We start from the raw sequence: 18,023 nt of genomic DNA on the forward strand, positions 1-18,023 counted from the left end.
GTCCGTTCGTACGGGAGAGCCGTTACGCGATCCACTGCTCGTACGCCAGGTTCCCCACCAGTGCGAACACCACCGTCAGCAGCACGACCCGGACGAAGCCGCTGCCCCGCTTCAGGGCCGTGCGGGCGCCGAGGGTGCCGCCCGCGAGGTTGAAGACGGCCATCAGCGCGGCCGGCTGCCACAGGACGGCGCCTTGCCAGGCGAAGGTGGCGAGAGCGCCGGCGTTGGTGCAGCAGTTGATGATCTTGGCGGTGGCGGAGGCCGTGACCAGGTCGAGGTGGAGGACCGCGGTGAGGGCGAGGACCAGGAACGTGCCGGTGCCGGGGCCGATGAGGCCGTCGTAGAAGCCGATGCCGAGGCCCGCGAGGCCGATCGCCGCGAGGACCTGGCGGCGGGTGGCCGGGCCGGTCGCGGGGGCCGTGCCGAACGCGGGCCGCAGGATCACGAAGGCGGCGACGGCGAGCAGCACCACCATGATCACCGGCTTGAGGACGTCGGTGCTCATCCCGGCCGCGAAGAAGGCCCCGCCGGAGGATCCGGCGAGGGCGGCCAGCCCGATCCGCACGGCCGTCCGCACGTCCACGGGAGCCTTGCGGGCGTATGTCACCGCCGCGCCCGTCGTGCCGACGATGGCGACCGCCTTGTTGGTGCCCAGCGCCTGCGCGGCGGGCGTGCCCGGCGGCAGGCCGAGCAGCAGCACCGGCAGCAGCAGGAGCCCGCCCCCGCCGACCACGGCGTCGATCCAGCCGGCGGCGAGGGCCGCGAGGCAGAGCAGGACGATCATGGTCAGCGATATGTCGGGCATGATCAGCACCCTATGCGGCACCCTCGGCCGCACCTCCTCACAGGCCGCAGGTCCCGCCCACCGGGAACCCTCACACCCACCCCCCGCCTCCGCTGAGGGCAGCGTTCCGCGTGGGAAACAGAGGTGATGCTGCCGGGTAACACCGGCACCGCACGCTCGAGTACATGACCTCGAATGAGCGTGTGGTGGTGATCGGCACCGGCCTCGCGGGCGTACGGCTCGCCCGGCGGCTCGGTGAGCTCGGCACGCCCGCGTCGCTGATCGGCGAGGAGGAGCACCGGCCCTACAACCGGGTGCTGCTCGCCGAAGTGCTGGCCGGGCGTTACAGCCCCGAGGTGATCGCCCTGCCCGCGCCCGCGGAGCTGCGGCGCGGCCGGGTCACCGGCATCGACCGCGCGGAGCGGACCGTCACCTGCGCGGACGGTTCCGTGATCGCATACGACCGGCTCGTTCTCGCGACCGGCTCCAACCCCGTCCTGCCGCCGCTGCGCGGGCTGTTCACCGAGGACCACCAACTGCCCGAGGGCGTCCACGCGTTCCGCACCATGGACGACTGCCTGGGCCTGTCCAAGGCCGTCCGGCCGGGCGTGAAGGCGGTCGTCATCGGCGGCGGGCTGCTCGGCGTCTCCGCGGCCCGCGCGCTCGCCCTGCGCGGCGCCCAGGTCGTGCTCGCCCAGCAGTCCGAGCGGCTGATGGAGCGCCAGCTCGACCCGGCCGCCTCCCGGCTCGTCAAGCGGCATCTGACCGACCTGGGCGTGGAGGTGCACACCGAGTGCCGCGTACGGGACGTGCGCTGCGTCGGCGGCGCCGTGCGCTCGGTGGAGATGGCCGACGGGTACGCGCTGGACGCCGATATCGTCGTGGTCGCCTGCGGGGTCCGCCCGCGGGTGGGACTCGCGCAGACCGCCGGACTCGACGTCCGCAAGGGTGTCGTCGTCGACGACGAGCTGCGCACCTCCGACCCGTACATCCACGCGATCGGCGACTGCGCCCAGCACGACGGCGTCCTCTACGGCCTCGCCGCTCCCGCACTCGAACAGGCCGACGCGCTCGCCGAGCTGCTCGCCGGTGACGCGGCCGCCCGCTACACCGGCACGCGGTCCCTGACCCGGCTCACGCTCACGGGGCACGACAGCCCCTTCGACCTCGCCGCGTTCGGCGAGACGGAGGCGCTGCCGGGCGACGACGTCGTCCAGCTCGCCGACGCCACCCGCGGCACCTACCGCAAGGTCGTCGTCCGCGACGACCGCCTGGTCGGCGGGGTCCTCGTCGGCGAACTCGGCACCGTCGGCGCGCTCGCCCGCGCCTGGGAGGGAGCAGAGCCGCTCCCCTCCGACGGCGGCCCGCTGCTCCACCTGCTCACCAATGATGGAGGCTCCTGATGACCGCCACTGGGGCGAACCCCACGATCGTGCTCGTCGGCCACGGCATGGTCGGCCAGCGCTTCCTCGAAGCGCTCGCCGAGCGCGGCCTGACCGCCACGCACCGCGTGGTCGTGCTCTGTGAGGAGCCGCGCCCGGCGTACGACCGGGTCCAGCTGACCTCGTACTTCTCGGGCAAGACGCCCGAGGACCTGTCCATGACGGACATGGAGTTCATCAAGGACCACGGCATCGAGCTCCGCGTCGGCGACCCGGCGGTCACCGTCGACCGCGAGGCCCGCAAGGTCACCGCCCGGTCCGGTGAGGTCTTCGACTACGACGTCCTGGTCCTGGCCACCGGCTCGTACCCGTTCGTGCCGCCGGTGCCGAACAAGGACGCCGAGGGCTGTTTCGTCTACCGCACGATCGAGGACCTCCTCGCCATCGAGGAGTACGCGAAGACCAGGGCGTCGACGGGAGCCGTCGTCGGCGGCGGTCTGCTCGGTCTGGAGGCGGCGGGCGCCCTCAAGGGGCTCGGAGTGGACGCCCACATCGTGGAGTTCGCGCCCCGGCTGATGCCGGTCCAGGTCGACGAGGGCGGTGGCGCCGCCCTGCTGCGCACCATCGAGGACATGGGCCTGAGCGTCCACACCGGCGTCGGCACGCAGGAGATCGTGGTCGGCGAGGACGGTGCCGTGACGGGCATGAAGCTGTCCGACGGCTCCGAACTCGCCACCGACATGGTGGTGTTCTCCGCCGGTGTCCGCCCGCGCGACCAGCTGGCCCGCGACTGCGGCCTGACGGTCGGCGAGCGCGGCGGCATCACCGTCGACGAGCAGTGCCGTACGGTCTCGGACCCGCACGTGTTCGCCATCGGCGAGTGCGCGCTGGCGGCGGACGGCCGGGTGTACGGCCTGGTGGCCCCGGGGTACGAGCAGGCGGAGACCGCCGCCGCGACGATCGCTCAGGACGAGGCGGAGTTCACGGGCGCCGACCTGTCCACCAAGCTGAAGCTGCTCGGCGTGGACGTGGCGTCCTTCGGTGACGCGCACGGCACCGCCGAGGACTGCCTGGACGTCGTGTACTCCGACTCCCGCGCGGGCCTGTACAAGAAGCTGGTCATCGGCCGCGACGGCACACTGCTCGGCGGCATCCTGGTCGGCGACGCGGAGGCCTACGGCACGCTGAAGGCGTTCACCGGCTCGGTCCCGCCGGTCTCGCCCGAGTCGCTCGTGCTGCCCGCCGGCGCCGGTGCCCCGGCCCAGCTCGGCCCGACCGCGCTGCCGGACGAGGCGATCATCTGCTCCTGCAACAACGTCACCAAGGGCACGATCCGCGGCGCGGTCACCGACCACCAGTGCACCACCGTGCCCGAGGTGAAGAAGTGCACCAAGGCCGGTACGACCTGCGGCTCCTGCGTCAAGGTCCTCGGCCAGCTCGTCAACGCCGAGCTGGAGGCCAGCGGCGTCGAGGTCGACAAGGGCCTGTGCGGCTGCTTCTCGCAGACCCGCGAGGAGCTGTACGAGATCGTCCTCGCGCTGCGCATCAACACCTACCAGGACCTGCTGGACCGCTACGGCCGCGAGGGCGCCCGGGGCGGGGACGGCTGTGAGGTCTGCAAGCCGGCCGTCGGCTCGATCATCGCCTCCCTCGCCCCGACCATCGGCGCGAGCGGCTACGTCCTGGACGGCGAGCAGGCCGCGCTGCAGGACACCAACGACCACTTCCTGGCCAACCTGCAGAAGAACGGCTCGTACTCGGTCGTGCCGCGCATCCCCGGCGGCGAGATCGCCCCGGAGAAGCTGATCGTGATCGGCGAGATCGCCCGCGACTTCGGCCTCTACACGAAGATCACCGGTGGTCAGCGGATCGACATGTTCGGCGCGCGCGTCGAGCAGCTGCCGCTGATCTGGGCCCGGCTGGTGGACGCCGGCTTCGAGTCCGGCCACGCCTACGGCAAGGCCCTGCGCACGGTGAAGTCCTGCGTCGGCCAGACCTGGTGCCGCTACGGCGTCCAGGACTCCGTGAAGATGGCGATCGACCTGGAGCTGCGCTACCGGGGCCTGCGCTCCCCGCACAAGCTGAAGTCGGCGGTCTCCGGCTGCCAGCGCGAGTGCGCCGAGGCGCAGTCGAAGGACTTCGGCGTGATCGCCACCGCCAACGGCTGGAACCTCTACGTCGGCGGCAACGGCGGCGCCACCCCGCGCCACGCGGACCTGCTCGCGCAGGACCTGTCGGACGCCGAGCTGGTGCGGCTGATCGACCGGTTCCTGATGTTCTACATCCGTACGGCCGACCGCCTGGAGCGCACCTCCACCTGGCTGGAGCGGATCCCGGGCGGCCTGGACCACGTACGGGACGTCGTCGTCCACGACTCGCTCGGCATCTGCGACGAGCTGGAGAAGCTGATGGCCGACCATGTCGCGCACTACCGCGACGAGTGGTCCGAGACCATCAACGACCCCGAGAAGCTCGCCCGGTTCGTGTCCTTCGTGAACGCGCCGGACACTCCGGACCCGGTCGTCGCCTTCGTGCCCGAGCGCGACCAGATGAAGCCCGACCTGCCGCTGCTGTCCATCGGCATGCGACCCGCCGACGTTCTGGAAGGAAGCGCCCAGCGATGACCCTGGCACCTGAGACGACCGACCTGAAGGTCCAGCTCGCCCTGGACGGCGACTGGTTCACGGTCTGCGACCTGAGCATGCTGCTCCCGGGCCGCGGGGTGGCGGCACTGCTGCCGGACGGCCGCCAGGCGGCGATCTTCCGCGACCGTTCCGGCGAGCTGTTCGCCATCGACAACCGCGACCCCTTCACCGGCGCCGCGGTCCTCTCCCGCGGCCTGACCGGCTCCCACCAGGGCCGCCCGTTCGTGGCCTCCCCGCTGCTGAAGCAGCGCTTCGACCTGGCCTCCGGGCAGTGCCTGGACGACGAGACGGTCCAGGTGGCGGTGTACAAGGTCCGCACCGCCTGACGGTCCGGACGCAGAGGCGAACCACCACGCGCGGGATCCCCGCCGGCCATGGAGGCCGGGCGGGGATCCCGCGCGTGGCCCGTTTCCGGCCGGGTAAAACGAAGCTTTACGGTTGCTTGGGGCATTGAATTGCTAAGGGCAAGTAATCCCCTTCTAGGGTTGCGGAATGACCGAAACCGCAGCCGTACCCGAGGAGGCGGCCCCGGCATCCCCGCCCGGCGGGCTGACCCACCGGCAGATCCTGACCATCCTCAGCGGTCTGCTGCTGGGCATGTTCCTGGCCGCCCTGGACCAGACGATCGTCAGCACCGCGATCCGCACGATCTCCGACGACCTGCACGGCCTGAGCCAGCAGGCGTGGGCGACCACGGCGTATCTGATCACCTCGACGATCACCACACCGCTGTACGGCAAGCTGTCGGACCTGCACGGCCGCAAGCCCTACTTCCTGACCGCGATCAGCATCTTCGTGGTGGGGTCGGCGGCCTGCTCGTTCGCCACGTCGATGACCGAACTGGCCTGGTTCCGGGCGTTCCAGGGGCTCGGCGCGGGCGGCCTGATGTCGCTGGTGCTGGCGATCATCGGCGACATCGTGCCGCCGCGGGAACGCGCCCGCTACCAGGGGTATCTGCTGGCCACCTTCGCCACCTCCAGTGTGCTCGGCCCGCTCATCGGCGGTTTCCTGTCCGGCCGGGACAGCATCCTGGGCATCGCCGGCTGGCGCTGGGTGTTCCTGGTGAACGTGCCGGTCGGCCTGCTCGCGCTGGCCGTGGTCGCCAAGGTGCTCAACGTGCCGCACACCCGGCTCGACCGGCGGATCGACGTCTGGGGCGCGGTGACCATCGCGCTGGGCGTGGTGCCGCTGCTGCTGGTGGCAGAGCAGGGCCGCGACTGGGGCTGGGGGTCGACGAAGTCCGTGGCGTGCTACGCGGTCGCGGCGGTCGGCCTGCTGCTGTGGGTCCTCGTGGAGCGACGGGTCGGCGACGACGCGCTGATCCCGGTCCGGCTGTTCCGCAGCGGGATGTTCAGCCTGGTCAGCGTGGTGCTGCTGATCGTCGGCATGGGCATGTTCGGCGGGATGATGATGATCCCGCAGTACCTGCAGATCGTGAAGGGAGCCACCCCGACCACCTCGGGCCTGCAGATGCTGCCGCTGGTCGTCGGCATGATGGGCGCCTCGATCGTCTCCGGCCAGGTCACCTCCAGGACGGGGAAGTACAAGTTCCTGCCGATCGTCGGCACCGCGCTGATGATCGTCGCGCTCCTGCTGTTCGCCCTACGGGTGGACTGGGACACGCCGCTGCGGCAGACGATGGCCTACATGCTCGTCCTGGGCCTGGGGCTCGGCTGCTGCATGCAGACGCTGGTGCTGGCCATGCAGAACGCGGTGCCGCCGCGGGACATGGGAGTGGCGAGCGCCTCGTCCACGTTCTTCCGGCAGATGGGCGGCACGGCCGGCACGGCCGTGTTCACCACCCTGCTGTTCACCCACGTTCCCGGGAAGATCGCGGACGCCTTCACCTCGGTCGCCCACACCGCCTCCTTCCGGGCGGCGCTGCGCGACCCGGCGGTGCGTGCCGACCCGGCGAACCGGCCGGTGCTGGCCCTGGTGCAGGGGCACGGGTCCTCCGGCACCGACCAGGTGCTCAGCGACTCGTCGTTCATCCAGAAGCTCGACCCGCGGCTCGCCGTGCCGTTCAAGATGGGCTTCGCCGACTCGATGCACGTGGTGTTCCTGACCGCCGCGGCCGTGATGGTGCTGGGCTTCCTGCTGGTCCTGTTCATCAAGGAGGTACCGCTGCGCCAGGTGTCCGGGCTCCAGGCCCGCGCCGCCGAGGAGGGCTCGGCGGTTCCCGTCGAGAAGACACCGGTCGATGTCGTGAAGACCCCGGCCGGGAAGACCCCGGCCGCCGCGCAGACGCCCGCGCCGGCCCACTCCGAGGCGGAACCGTCCGGCGGCGGAATCCCGGTGCGCGGCTTCGTCCGCGGCACGGGCAACGCCCCGGTCCCGCGGGCAGCCGTCACACTGATCTCCCTCGCCGGACGGCAGTTGGGCCGCGCGGTCGCCCGGGCCGACGGCGCCTACGCGGTGACCGCGCCGGCCACGGGTTCGTACGTCCTGATCGCCTCCGCCGACGGCTTCCAGCCGCAGGCCTCGACGGTCGTCGTGCACGACGATCCGGTGGCGTACGACATCCTGCTCAGCGGCACCAGCGGGCTGAGCGGTGCCGTGCGGGCCGCCGAGACCTCGCTGCCCGTGCGGGACGCGATGGTGATCGTGACCGACGTCCGCGGTGACCTGCTGGCCACTCAGGTCACCGGCGAGCAGGGCGAGTTCTCGTTCGGGGAACTGGTGCCGGGGACGGTGACCGTCGCGGTGAACGCCGCCGGTTTCCGCCCGCGCGCCCTGCCGGTCGAGATCGGCGCCAGCGGGGCCACCCGCATCGAGGTCGACCTCGACTTCGGCGCCCACCTCCAGGGCGTCGTCCGGGCCCCGCACGGCCCGCTCGCGGACGCCCGGGTGACGCTGGTGGACGCGGCGGGCAACGTGGTCGGCACGGCCGTCACGGCGGCGGACGGCGCCTACGCCTTCACCGACCTGGACAGCGGCGAGTACACGGTCATCGCGACCGGCTACTCCCCGGTGGCCACGGCGCTGACGGTGAGCGGCCGCGGCGTCGACGGCCATGACGTGGAACTGTCCCACCCGGCCGAGTGACGGAGCACCCCGGCGGGCCCGCGCCTGGCAGGCTGGGCGCATGGTCACACAGCCGAACGACTGGTCCGGGCTCTCCTGGCTGGGCCCTTCGATCGACGCCCGCGCGCTGTTCCGTCCGGAACTGGAGGCCCTGCTCGGGTTGTTGCGGGGGCTGGGGCCGGCGGAGTGGGCGCGGGTCGCCGTGCCGGGGTGGACCGTCCACGACGTCACCGCGCACGTGCTCGGCGACTGCGCCGCCCGCCTCGGCCATCGTGATCCGGGGCCCTTCGCGCCCGGTGAGACCCTGGAGGCGTTCATCCACCGCGCCAACCAGGAGTGGGTCGAGCGCCACCGGGACACGGAACCCGCCGCGCTCGTCGACGCCCTGGAGCGAGCCGGTGCCGAACTGGCGGACCGCTTCGCCGCCGCCGACCCGGACGCGCCGTCGCTCGGCGTGTCCTGGGCCGGGGCCGACCCGGCGCCCCTGTGGCTCGACTGCGCCCGGGAGTTCACCGAGTACTGGACGCACCGGCAGCAGATCCGGCACGCCGTCGGACTGGACACCGACCCCGAGCCGCGGGCCCTGTCCGTGGTCCTGGACACCTTCATGCGGGCCCTGCCGCACACCCTGCGCGACACCGAGGCGCCGGGCGGCACGCAGGTGGAGGTGACGGTCACCGGGCCGGGAGGGGGAAGCTGGACCGTGACGGCGGTAACGGCGGTAACGGCGGTTGCCGGCGAGGCAGGCCTGGCGGGGGGCTGGTCCCTGGGCGTCGATGGGCCGGAGGGGCGGCCCGCCTGTGCCGTGCAGCTGGACGCGGAGACGGCCTGGCGGCTGTGCACGCGCGGCATCGAGCCGGCCGCCGCCCTCGCCCGGGCCCGCGTCGAGGGCGAGCGGCGGCTCGCCGAGGCGGTGTGCCGGATCGTGTCCATCGTGTACTGACCGGGACGGGCCGCCGCGCCCTGTCGAGTTCCTGTCGGGTTCGCCAACTCGGCGCGCCGCTCGGGCCACTTGGCGTTTCATCGGGTGCGTCGCGTCACTCCCCCACCTGTCACGAAAGGCCCGACCATGACCCGGAACCACTCCCGGCCGTCCCGGCGCACCGTGCTCGGCGGGGCCGTCGCCGCGCTCGCGGTGGCCGCCGGCACCGGCACCGCGCAGGCCGCTCCCAGCACCCCACCGGCCGCCCCCGGCACCGCCTGGCCCACCGAGTTCCCGCTGCCCGACGGCTGGCTCCCCGAGGGCATCACCATAGGCAGCAGGCCGTACGCCTACATGGGCTCCCGCGCCGACGGGGCCGTCTACCGCACCGACCTGCGCACCGGCAAGGGCCGGGTCCTGCACGAGGGCGCGCCCGGCCTCGCCTCCATCGGGCTGAAGCTGGACGGCGACGGCCTGCTCTACGTGGCCGGTGGCGCCGGGGGAACCGCGCGGATCGTCGACTCGCGCAGCGGCGAACCGCTCACCACCTACCGGCTCACCCGGAACACCGCGTCCTTCATCAACGACGTCGTCCTGCACCGGGACCGCGCCTGGTTCACCGACTCCCGCGACGCGGTCCTCCACGGCGTCCCGCGCGGCCGCGAGGGCGAGGTCCGGGCCCTCCCGCTCACCGGCGAGTGGGTGCAGGCGCCGGCCGGGACGAACAGCGCCAACGGCCTGGTCGCCACCCCCGACGGCCGCGGTCTGGTCGTCGTCAACGCCGGGCAGCTGTACAACGTCTCCCTCAGGACCGGCCGCGCGACGAGGATCGCGCTGCGGGGCGGGACCGACGTGACCAACGGCGACGGCCTGGTCCGTCTGGGCCGCACCCTGTACGTCGTCCAGAACCGCCTGAACAAGATCACCGTCTGGGACCTCGACCAGGAGGCCACCACGGCGACCCTGCGCAGGACGATCACCGACCCCCGCTTCGACGTCCCCGCCACCGCCGCCCGCTTCGGCAACCGCCTGTACTTGGTCAACGCCCGCTTCACCAGCCCGCAGACGCCCCAGACGACGTTCAACGCGGTGGCCGTGCCCCTGTAGACGGCGTGGAGCCGGCGGCTCGCCGTCGGTGGCCGGGACGAGGGTCCGCCCGTCAGCCCACGAAGGGCGAGTGGGACGCCCGCTCCTCCGGGAGGGGCCGTGTGTCGAGGTAGAACCACTCGGCGTCGGCGGTGGGCCAGGGCGACGGTGCCACCGTTTCCGCGGGCTCGACCGCTTCCGCCGGTTCCCACGCCGCGGCCGCCGCGACCGGGCGCCTGGGCAGCGGCCCCGGGGCCGGGCCTTCGTGGACGGGCCCGGCACCGGTGACGGCCGGTTTCGCCTCCCCCGGCATCAGCAGTTCCACCCGCAGCCCCAGCCCCCGCTGCTGCGCGGTGAACTCCTCGACCTGGCTGCGGCAGGCGTGGTCCAGGTGGGTCACGCCGGTCAGGTCGAGCCGGATCCTCGGCTTCCCGGACGCGGCGGCGGCCTCCAGCGCCTCGATCACCTTCGGCAGCCGCAGGAACGTGGCGTTGCCCGCCATGACGACCTTGGCCGTGTCCTCCTCGACGTCCCGGCGGACCACGGTCTGGGACATGCGCAGCGCGGCCAGCACGATCCCCGCGGCGAGCCCGAACAGCACGCCCTCCAGGAGCGCGGTCGCCACGATGACCAGCGTCGTCGTCGTCATCACCGCGAACTCGCCCTTGTCCTGCCGCCACATCTTCGGGAACTCCGCGGGCCCGAACAGCTTCCAGCCGCTGTGCACGAGGACACCGGCGAGCACCGAGATCGGGATCAGGGCGAGCACCTGCGGCAGCAGCAGCGCGAACGCGAGCAGCCACAGGCCGTGCAGGGTGCGCGAGAGCCGGGTCTTGGCACCGGCCTGGACGTTCGCCGAACTGCGCGCCACGACCGCCGTGACGGGGAGCGCGCCGAGGATGCCCGCGACGGTGTTCCCGGCGCCCTGGGCGATCAGCTCGGTGTTGTAGCGGGTGCGCGGGCCGCTGTGCATGCGGTCCACGGCGGCGGCCGTGAACAGGCTCTCGGCGGACGCGATGACCGTGAAGGTGAGGATGGCGGTGATGACCGCCCCGTCCGTGAGCCGGGCGAACTGCTCCGCCCCCGGCACCTGCACGGACGCCAGCAGGTTGCCCACCTGGAGCGTCTTGACGTCCATGCCGGGCAGCGCGGCGACGACCATGCCGATGCCGACGGCCACCAGCGCGGCGGGCATCTTCCCGGCCGGTCCCGGCACCTTCTTCCACACGAAGCTGAGCACGATCGTGACGACGCCGAGCAGGGTGGCGATCATCGCCTGCGGGTCGGTCAGGATGTCGGCCAGCAGCCCGGGGATCCCGGCCATGTTCTCGATCGGGGTGCCGGGGGCCTTGGCGTCGGCCATCGGATAGGCCTGGCTGAACATCAGCGGCACCCCGATGCCGGCCAGCATGCCCTGCACGACGGCGACCGAGATGGCCTGGAACATCCGGCCGAGGCGCACCAGTCCCAGGACGATCTGGAGGAGGCCGGCGAACAGCACGATGACGCCGAGCATGGCCACGCCGACCTCGGCGACGGTCTCCGCGACCAGCGCGGCGAGTCCGGCGGCCGGTCCGCTGACCTGGAGCGTGCTGCCCCTGACGGCACCGACGACGAGGCCGCCGACCACCCCGGAGATGATCCCGAGCTCGGCGGGCACCCCGGAGGCGACGGCGACACCGATGCACAGCGGCAGGGCGACGAGGAAGACGACGAGCGAGGCGGTGACGTCGGTCGCGAGATCCCCTCGCGCCCCACCCTTGCCGCCGGTGCCGCCGCCCTCACCGCCGCCGGCACCAGCGCCGTCGGCACGGCGACGCACACCGCGGACCAGACCCGCCAGCACACCACCGACGCCACCGGTACCGGCCCCCGCCGCACCGACTCCACCGGTACCGACCCCCGCCGCACCGACTCCACCGGTACCGACCCCCGCCCCACCGACTCCACCGGTACCGACCCCCGCCCCACCGAGCGCACCACCCCCGGCGGCACCCGCCCCCCACTCCCGGGCCCCGCCCCGCGGTCCGGTCGGCGGACCGGCCGGCCGTCCCCCGGCCGTACCGCCCCGGCCCCGCCCCCGCGCATGCGCCCCGCTCACGCGGCGTGCACCCGGAAGCCGCCGTCGTCGCCGAGTTCGTGGACGAACCCCGTGTCGACCTCGTAGTACCAGCCGTGCAGCCGCAGCCTGCCCGAGTCGAGGCGCTGCCTGACCACCGGGTAACTGCGCAGTGCCGCCAGCTGGTTGACGACGTTGCTCTGGGAGACCTCCGGCAGTGACGGGTCGTCCGGCGCGGTGTCGAGGACGGTGGTCAGCTCCGGGCGGGCGATGCGCAGCCAGGCGTCCACGCCGGGCAGTGCGGACAGGTCGTCGCCGGACTTCAGCGCGCCCATCGCGCCGCAGTGTGAGTGACCGCACACCACGATGTCCTGAACCCCGAGCACCTCCAGTGCGTACTCGATGGTGGCCGCCTCTCCGGAGGCCCCGGGCCGTCCGTAGGGCGGCACGATATTTCCCGCGTTCCGTAGCTCGAATATTTCCCCGGGCCGTGCACCCGTGATGAGGGCGGGTATGACCCGCGAATCCGAGCAGGTAATGAACAACGCCTCGGGATATTGCCCCTCGGCCAGTTTCCGATATGCGCCGCTGTCGAAATCGACGCTCTTCCTGAACGTACGGGCGCGGTCCAGCAGTGTCTTCAACTCCGCCTCCTGAGCTGCGGTTTCCTCCTGTTCCCATCACCGTAGAGGGCCGACCTACAGAGGAAGGTTAAGCAAACCCCAGAGCCCGGCCAGGAATTGAACATTCTTTGTCCGGATACCCATACGATCGCTCATCTTGTAGCGTGTGAACTCCGCGGCAGCGAATGCGAATTCACGCTGCCCGGATTCATGCCGGCTCACGGAGAGACAGGACGTATGGGCATACGAGTACTGCTCATCGAGGACGACGAGACGATCGCCGAGCCGCTCACCGAAGGGCTCGGCCACTTCGGGCTGACGGTCGACCACGTCGCCACCGGCACGGACGGCCTGAGAGGCCCGTACCACGACGTCGTCCTGCTCGACCTGGGACTGCCCGACATGGACGGCATCGACGTCTGCCGGGGCATCCGCCAGGTCTCGGACGTGCCCATCGTCATCCTCAGCGCGCGCGGCGAGGAGGCGGACCGCGTGCTGGGCCTGGAGCTGGGCGCCGACGACTACCTGGCGAAACCTTTCAGCGTGCGGGAGTTGGTGGCCCGCGTCCGGGCGGTGACCCGCCGCACACAACGCACCCAGCAGACGTTCCCGGGGCCACCGGACACACCGACCACACAGGCCATACAGACCGCACAGGCCACCACACAGGTGACCACACCTGCCACATCGTCGGCCACAGCAGCCGACCCCCCTGTCACACCGTCGTACGACCCGGCCCCCGACCCTCCGCACGACCCGGGCCCGCTCGTCGTGGACCGCCGTACCCGGCAGGTCTGGGTCGGCGACGCCCCCGTCCCGCTCACGCCCAAGGAGTTCGACCTGCTGGCGCTCCTCAGCGAGGACCCGGGGGCGGTCTACTCGCGCCAGCAGATCCTCGACCGCGTCTGGGACCCGCACTACGACGGCCCCACGAAGACGCTGGACGTCCACGTGGCCGCGCTGCGCCGCAAGCTGGGCCACCCGGCGTGGATCCGGACCCTGCGGGGCGTCGGTTTCCGGCTGGCGGTGCACACGGGGCCGGGCGCGGCGCGGGTGGCGTCTCCATGACCCGCCGGCTGCTGCTCAGCTACCTCAGCCTCGCCGCGCTGGTGCTGCTCTGCCTGGAGATCCCGCTGGGCTTCGTGTACTCGCGCGGCGAGCGGGAGCGGGTGGTCAACGCGGCGAAGGACGAAGCGGAGTCGGTCTCGGCGTACGCCGCGCTGTCGCTCGCGGCGGGGCGGGCCGAGCGGGACCTGCCCGCGCGGGCGGCGCACTGCGCGCAGCGGATCGGTGGCAAGGTGGTGATCGTCGACGCCACGGGGGCTCCGCTCGCCACCTCGCATCCCTTGGACGCCGGGGTGTCCGGCGGCCTGGCCGCCCGGCCCGGCATCGCGGCGGCGCTGCGCGGCACCTCGACGGTGGACGTCCGTACGTCCACCATCGGCGGGGTCGAGTACCTGTCGGTGGCCGCGCCGGTCGGTCAGGAGGCGCGGCCGGTGGGCGCGGTGTGGCTGACGGTGCCCACGCGGACGGTGCACGAGCGGGTGCACCACGTGTGGCTGCTGCTGGCGCTGGGCGGGGCGGCGGTACTGGCGGCGGTCGCCGTGCTCGGCTTCGCCTTCGCCCGCTGGGCGGGCCGCCCGATCCGCGAACTGGAGCAGGCCACGCACGACCTGGCCGACGGTGGCCGTTTCGCGCCGGTGACGATCACGAGGGGCCCGCCGGAAGTACGCAGCCTGGCCGCCGCGTTCAACCGCACCGCGGCCCGGCTCGCCCATCTGCTCGCCTCCCAGCGGGCGTTCGCGGGCGAGGCCTCGCACCAGCTGAAGACGCCGCTCGCGGCGCTGCGGCTGCGTCTGGAGAACCTGGAGCCGGACGTCGCCGCCCGCGCCCGGGGCAGCCTCACCGCGGCCGTCACGGAGACGGACCGGCTCGCCCGGATGGTCGAGCACCTGCTGGCGATGGCCCGGCTGGAGGAGCACGCGGCCATCCCGGCGACCGTCGACCTGGGCGCGGTCTGCGCCGAACGGCACCGCACCTGGCAGCCCCTGTTCGCGCGGGAGGACGTCTCCCTCGTGCTCTTCGGCGGGAGCGTCGGCCCGGTGCTCGCGGTGCCGGGAGCCGTCGAGCAGATCATGGACAACCTGCTCTCCAACGCCCTGCGGGCGTCCCCGGCGGGCAGCACCGTCACGATCGAGCTGCGGCTGCGGGCCCCGTCCCGGCGGGCGTTGCGCGACAGCCGTCCCCGCTGGGTCGACCTGCACGTCACCGACGAGGGGCCCGGCATGACGGAGGAGCAGCGGGCCCGCGCGTTCGACCGCTTCTGGCGCGCCCCGGGCGCCCCCAAGGGCGGCACGGGCCTCGGCCTCGCCCTGGTGCAGCGCCTCGCCCACGCCAGCGGCGGCGAGGCGTCCCTGCGCGCGGCGGCGACGGGCGGCCTGGACGTCGTGATCCGGCTGCCGTCGGCGCGCCCGCCGGGAGAGGCGCAGGGGCCGGACGGGGACCGGCCGAGGAGGCCCCGGCGGGAGGCACCGGCGCTGCCCGCGTAGGCCGCCGTCCATCGGGCGCCCTGGGCGCCGGGCACCCTGGGCACCGCGCACCCTGGGCACCTGGGCACCTGGGCACCCACAGGCGGCTCACCGCATGCCGCCCGCCGGCCACTGGTTGTCCATGCTCCGTCAATCCCGCACCTCTAGCGTCCTCTCCGCCTCCCCCCACGCACGACCCTGCCGTCGACCGGCGGCAGGCCGGTACGGCACCTCTTGGAGTGAGAGTGGAACGTCGTAGCCTCCTGCGTGCGGCCGTCCTCGGCGGCGCCTCGGCCGCGCTGGGCGGAACCCTGTGGCGCGGCGCCGCGTACGCGGCCCCGGCCCAGCCCGGCACCGGCCCCTACGGGCCGCTGGGCTCCCCGGACGCCAACGGCATCAGACTCCCCAGCGGCTTCACGAGCCGGGTGATCGCCCGTTCGGGCCAGCGGGTCGGGACCACGTCGTACACCTGGCACAACGCCCCGGACGGCGGCGCCTGTTACGCCGACGGCACGGGCTGGATCTACGTCTCGAACTCGGAGATCAACCCCGGCGGCGGGGCGAGCGCGGTGCGGTTCTCGTCGACGGGCGCGATCACCGGCGCGTACCGCATCCTGTCCAACACCCGCACCAACTGCGCGGGCGGCAAGACCCCATGGAACACCTGGCTGTCCTGCGAGGAGGTCGACCGCGGCTACGTCTTCGAGACCGACCCGTGGGGCGTCAAGGCGTCCGTCCGCCGTGACGCGATGGGCCGCTTCAAGCACGAGGCGGCCGCGGCCGATCCGGTCCGCCAGGTCGTCTACATGACGGAGGACGTGACGGACGGCTGCTTCTACCGCTTCCGTCCGACGACGTGGGGCGACCTCTCCGCCGGCACACTGGAGGTCATGGTGGCGGGCAGCGGCACGAGCGGCCCGGTCACCTGGGCGAGGGTCCCCGACCCCTCCGGCGCGACCGCCACCCGCAACCAGGTCTCCGGAGCCAAGCGCTTCAACGGCGGTGAGGGCTGCTACTACGCGAACGACACCTGCTGGTTCACCACCAAGGGCGACAACCGCGTCTGGCAGTACGACGCCGCCGCCCAGACCATCGAACTCGCCTACGACGACTCCCTGGTGAGGAGCGGCACGGCGCCCCTCACGGGTGTCGACAACGTCACCGGCTCGGCCTCCGGCGACCTCTTCGTAGCCGAGGACGGCGGCACGATGGACATCTGCGTGATCACCCCCGACGACGTCGTCGCCCCCTTCCTCCGCATCGACGGCCAGTCCGCCTCGGAGATCACCGGCCCCGCCTTCTCCCCCGACGGCACCCGCCTCTACTTCTCCAGCCAGCGAGGCACGAGCGGCAGCTCCTCGGGCGGCATCACCTACGAGGTGAAGGGGCCGTTCCGGGCCTGACCCATCAGCCCGGCTTCACGCGACCATCACAAAATGGTCACCCGTCCCCCATGCCGGGCCGCCCGGTCCTACGGTCATCCCCTCACGTACCACCTCTGGGGGGATGACCATGGCCGATCCGTACACCAACCCGTATCCCGGGCCGCCCGCACCTCAGCCCCCGCGCCCGGCGCCCCGCTGGGCGCGCAAGCGTTACGTGCTGCCGGCGCTCGCCCTGGCCCTGTTCCTCGGCGCCGGTATCGGCGCCGGTGGCGGCGAGACCGGCACGGACGCGAAGCCCGCGGCCGCCGGACCGCAGCCGACCGTCACCGTCACGGCGACGACCACCGCCACCGCGACCGCGACACCGCTCGCGGAGGAGCCGGAACCCGCGCCCACCGTCACGGCCACCAAGACCGTACGGGTCACCACCACGGTCACCGCCCGGCCGGCGGCGGGCGGAGGATCCGACGACGGCGGGTCGGGCGACGAGGACGTCTACTACGCCAACTGCAGCGCCGTCCGCGCCGCCGGCGCCGCCCCCATCCACCGCGGCGAACCCGGATACGCCTCCCACCTGGACCGGGACAACGACGGGGTCGCCTGCGACACCTGAGCCGTCCCGACCGGCGGGAAGAACACAAGCGCATGTCGTGGGACTCGTCCCACCGGAGGCCTGCGATCCTCCCATTGGGGCGGGCCGTCAGCGGCCGGAGCGGCTCACCGCGGGTGCGCAGTCCTGATGGACCCGCCCCGATTCGAGACCCGCTCCCGAGGGGCACGCCCACTGGAACGGCACCCATGCTTCGTCGCCGATGACGTGGCCACAGAGCAGGCACACGGTGGTTCCGGTGAGCGTGTCGTGGTGGTCGCACAGGGAGACGACCGACCGGGCCAGCGACTTCACGCGTTCCACCTCGCCGCACAGACCTTCGGCCTCGGGCTCCTCCATGCGACGCCTTGCCTCGGCAACGCAGGCCAGCGCCACGTTCGTCGGTACGTCGTCCTTGGAGCGCTTGGCGGCGAGCAGCTCGATCTGCGCGATCAGGTGCTCCAGGAACTCGCGGAGGTCCTTCGCCATGAGCTGCGTGGCCTGGTGGCGCGGCAACGTACGCTGGTCCAGGAACCAGCTCGCCTGGGCGCGCATCGCGGTCATGCCGGGTACGCGCACGTCGGTCTCGGAGCGGGTGGCGTTCACCGGCCGGCCCTCCACGAGCTTGCCTGGGCGCCCGCGCACACGCCCTCACCCAGGAGCGCCACGTAGGGCCGGACGAGGACGCCTGTGTCCTCCCACAGTGGGGGCGCCTGCGGTTTCCGGCGGTGGCCGCGCGCGGTCATGACCCGCGCGCCCCGGACGTCGGGCGACGGCCGAGGAGAGGGCATGGGAGAGGACGTGGAGAGCACGGCGCGTGTCGCTAGGGCGGGGGTACGGCGGTGCCGGCCCGGGGCGCGCGGCTCGAACAGCACCGTTCTCACCCATTCGAGTGCCTGGCAGCATCGTCACAGCCAGAGTAGGGGGCGAGGCCGGTCTCGTGTGAGGTTCCTGCGGGCGGCCGCCTCGCCGTACTCGGTGTGCTGAGTGGGCTCT

14 protein-coding genes are annotated in these 18,023 nt (G+C 72.8%); 10 read left to right on the top strand and 4 right to left on the bottom strand.

All coding sequences use genetic code 11. The features are described from left to right. Window positions 1–22: 22 nt before the first annotated feature. Window positions 23–805: a TSUP family transporter gene (locus C1703_RS12150; RefSeq protein ID WP_114257383.1), complete on the bottom strand. Its 783-nt coding sequence runs from the start codon at window positions 803–805 to the stop codon at window positions 23–25. A gap of 164 nt (window positions 806–969) precedes the next feature. Here C1703_RS12150 and C1703_RS12155 point away from each other — a divergent pair, with 164 nt between their 5' ends. From C1703_RS12155 to C1703_RS12180, 6 genes are all read left to right on the top strand, one after another. Continuing rightward, on the top strand, window positions 970–2,187 hold the full coding sequence (locus C1703_RS12155) for an FAD-dependent oxidoreductase (RefSeq protein ID WP_114252229.1): 1,218 nt from the start codon (window positions 970–972) through the stop codon (window positions 2,185–2,187). After that, a complete protein-coding gene (gene nirB, locus C1703_RS12160; RefSeq protein ID WP_114252231.1) occupies window positions 2,187–4,790 on the top strand; it encodes a nitrite reductase large subunit NirB in 2,604 nt (867 codons plus the stop codon). The genes C1703_RS12155 and nirB overlap by 1 nt, the downstream gene beginning before the upstream one ends. Beyond that, the gene (gene nirD, locus C1703_RS12165; RefSeq protein WP_114252233.1) at window positions 4,787–5,137 is read left to right on the top strand and encodes a nitrite reductase small subunit NirD; all 351 of its coding nucleotides are present in this window, start codon (window positions 4,787–4,789) and stop codon (window positions 5,135–5,137) included. Before nirB ends, nirD begins: the two co-directional genes overlap by 4 nt. Before the next feature lie 166 nt (window positions 5,138–5,303). Further along, on the top strand, window positions 5,304–7,856 hold the full coding sequence (locus C1703_RS12170; RefSeq protein WP_114252235.1) for an MFS transporter: 2,553 nt from the start codon (window positions 5,304–5,306) through the stop codon (window positions 7,854–7,856). Window positions 7,857–7,896: 40 nt separating this feature from the next. Then, on the top strand, window positions 7,897–8,778 hold the full coding sequence (locus tag C1703_RS12175; RefSeq protein WP_114252237.1) for a maleylpyruvate isomerase family mycothiol-dependent enzyme: 882 nt from the start codon (window positions 7,897–7,899) through the stop codon (window positions 8,776–8,778). Window positions 8,779–8,904: 126 nt separating this feature from the next. After that, window positions 8,905–9,864: a superoxide dismutase gene (locus tag C1703_RS12180; RefSeq protein WP_114252239.1), complete on the top strand. Its 960-nt coding sequence runs from the start codon at window positions 8,905–8,907 to the stop codon at window positions 9,862–9,864. Window positions 9,865–9,916: 52 nt separating this feature from the next. On the opposite strand, the gene C1703_RS12185 is transcribed toward C1703_RS12180, so the two are convergent. Beyond that, window positions 9,917–11,665, bottom strand: coding sequence for a SulP family inorganic anion transporter (locus C1703_RS12185; RefSeq protein WP_114257384.1), 1,749 nt, complete (start codon window positions 11,663–11,665; stop codon window positions 9,917–9,919). A 275-nt stretch (window positions 11,666–11,940) separates the two neighbouring features. Further along, entirely contained in the window at window positions 11,941–12,546 is a 606-nt protein-coding gene (locus C1703_RS12190; protein ID WP_114252241.1) for a carbonic anhydrase, read from the bottom strand. 216 nt (window positions 12,547–12,762) lie between these two features. Here C1703_RS12190 and C1703_RS12195 point away from each other — a divergent pair, with 216 nt between their 5' ends. The 4 genes from C1703_RS12195 (at window position 12,763) to C1703_RS12210 (ending at window position 17,051) form a co-directional block, all read left to right on the top strand. Next, complete coding sequence (locus C1703_RS12195; RefSeq protein WP_114252243.1) at window positions 12,763–13,593, top strand: response regulator transcription factor; 831 nt, start codon at window positions 12,763–12,765, stop codon at window positions 13,591–13,593. Further along, complete coding sequence (locus C1703_RS12200; protein ID WP_114252245.1) at window positions 13,590–15,074, top strand: HAMP domain-containing sensor histidine kinase; 1,485 nt, start codon at window positions 13,590–13,592, stop codon at window positions 15,072–15,074. Before C1703_RS12195 ends, C1703_RS12200 begins: the two co-directional genes overlap by 4 nt. A gap of 224 nt (window positions 15,075–15,298) precedes the next feature. Further along, window positions 15,299–16,456 carry an alkaline phosphatase PhoX gene (locus tag C1703_RS12205; RefSeq protein ID WP_114252246.1) on the top strand — a complete coding sequence of 386 codons (1,158 nt, stop codon included), beginning with the start codon at window positions 15,299–15,301 and terminating at the stop codon, window positions 16,454–16,456. 109 nt (window positions 16,457–16,565) lie between these two features. Then, window positions 16,566–17,051: an excalibur calcium-binding domain-containing protein gene (locus C1703_RS12210; protein WP_114257385.1), complete on the top strand. Its 486-nt coding sequence runs from the start codon at window positions 16,566–16,568 to the stop codon at window positions 17,049–17,051. An 87-nt stretch (window positions 17,052–17,138) separates the two neighbouring features. Here the strand turns inward: C1703_RS12210 and C1703_RS12215 are convergent, their stop codons facing one another. Continuing rightward, entirely contained in the window at window positions 17,139–17,672 is a 534-nt protein-coding gene (locus C1703_RS12215) for a DUF6415 family natural product biosynthesis protein (RefSeq protein ID WP_157993102.1), read from the bottom strand. Window positions 17,673–18,023 lie beyond the last annotated feature (351 nt).

The sequence above is a fragment of the Streptomyces sp. Go-475 genome, from assembly GCF_003330845.1.
Classification (GTDB): Bacteria; Actinomycetota; Actinomycetes; order Streptomycetales; family Streptomycetaceae; genus Streptomyces.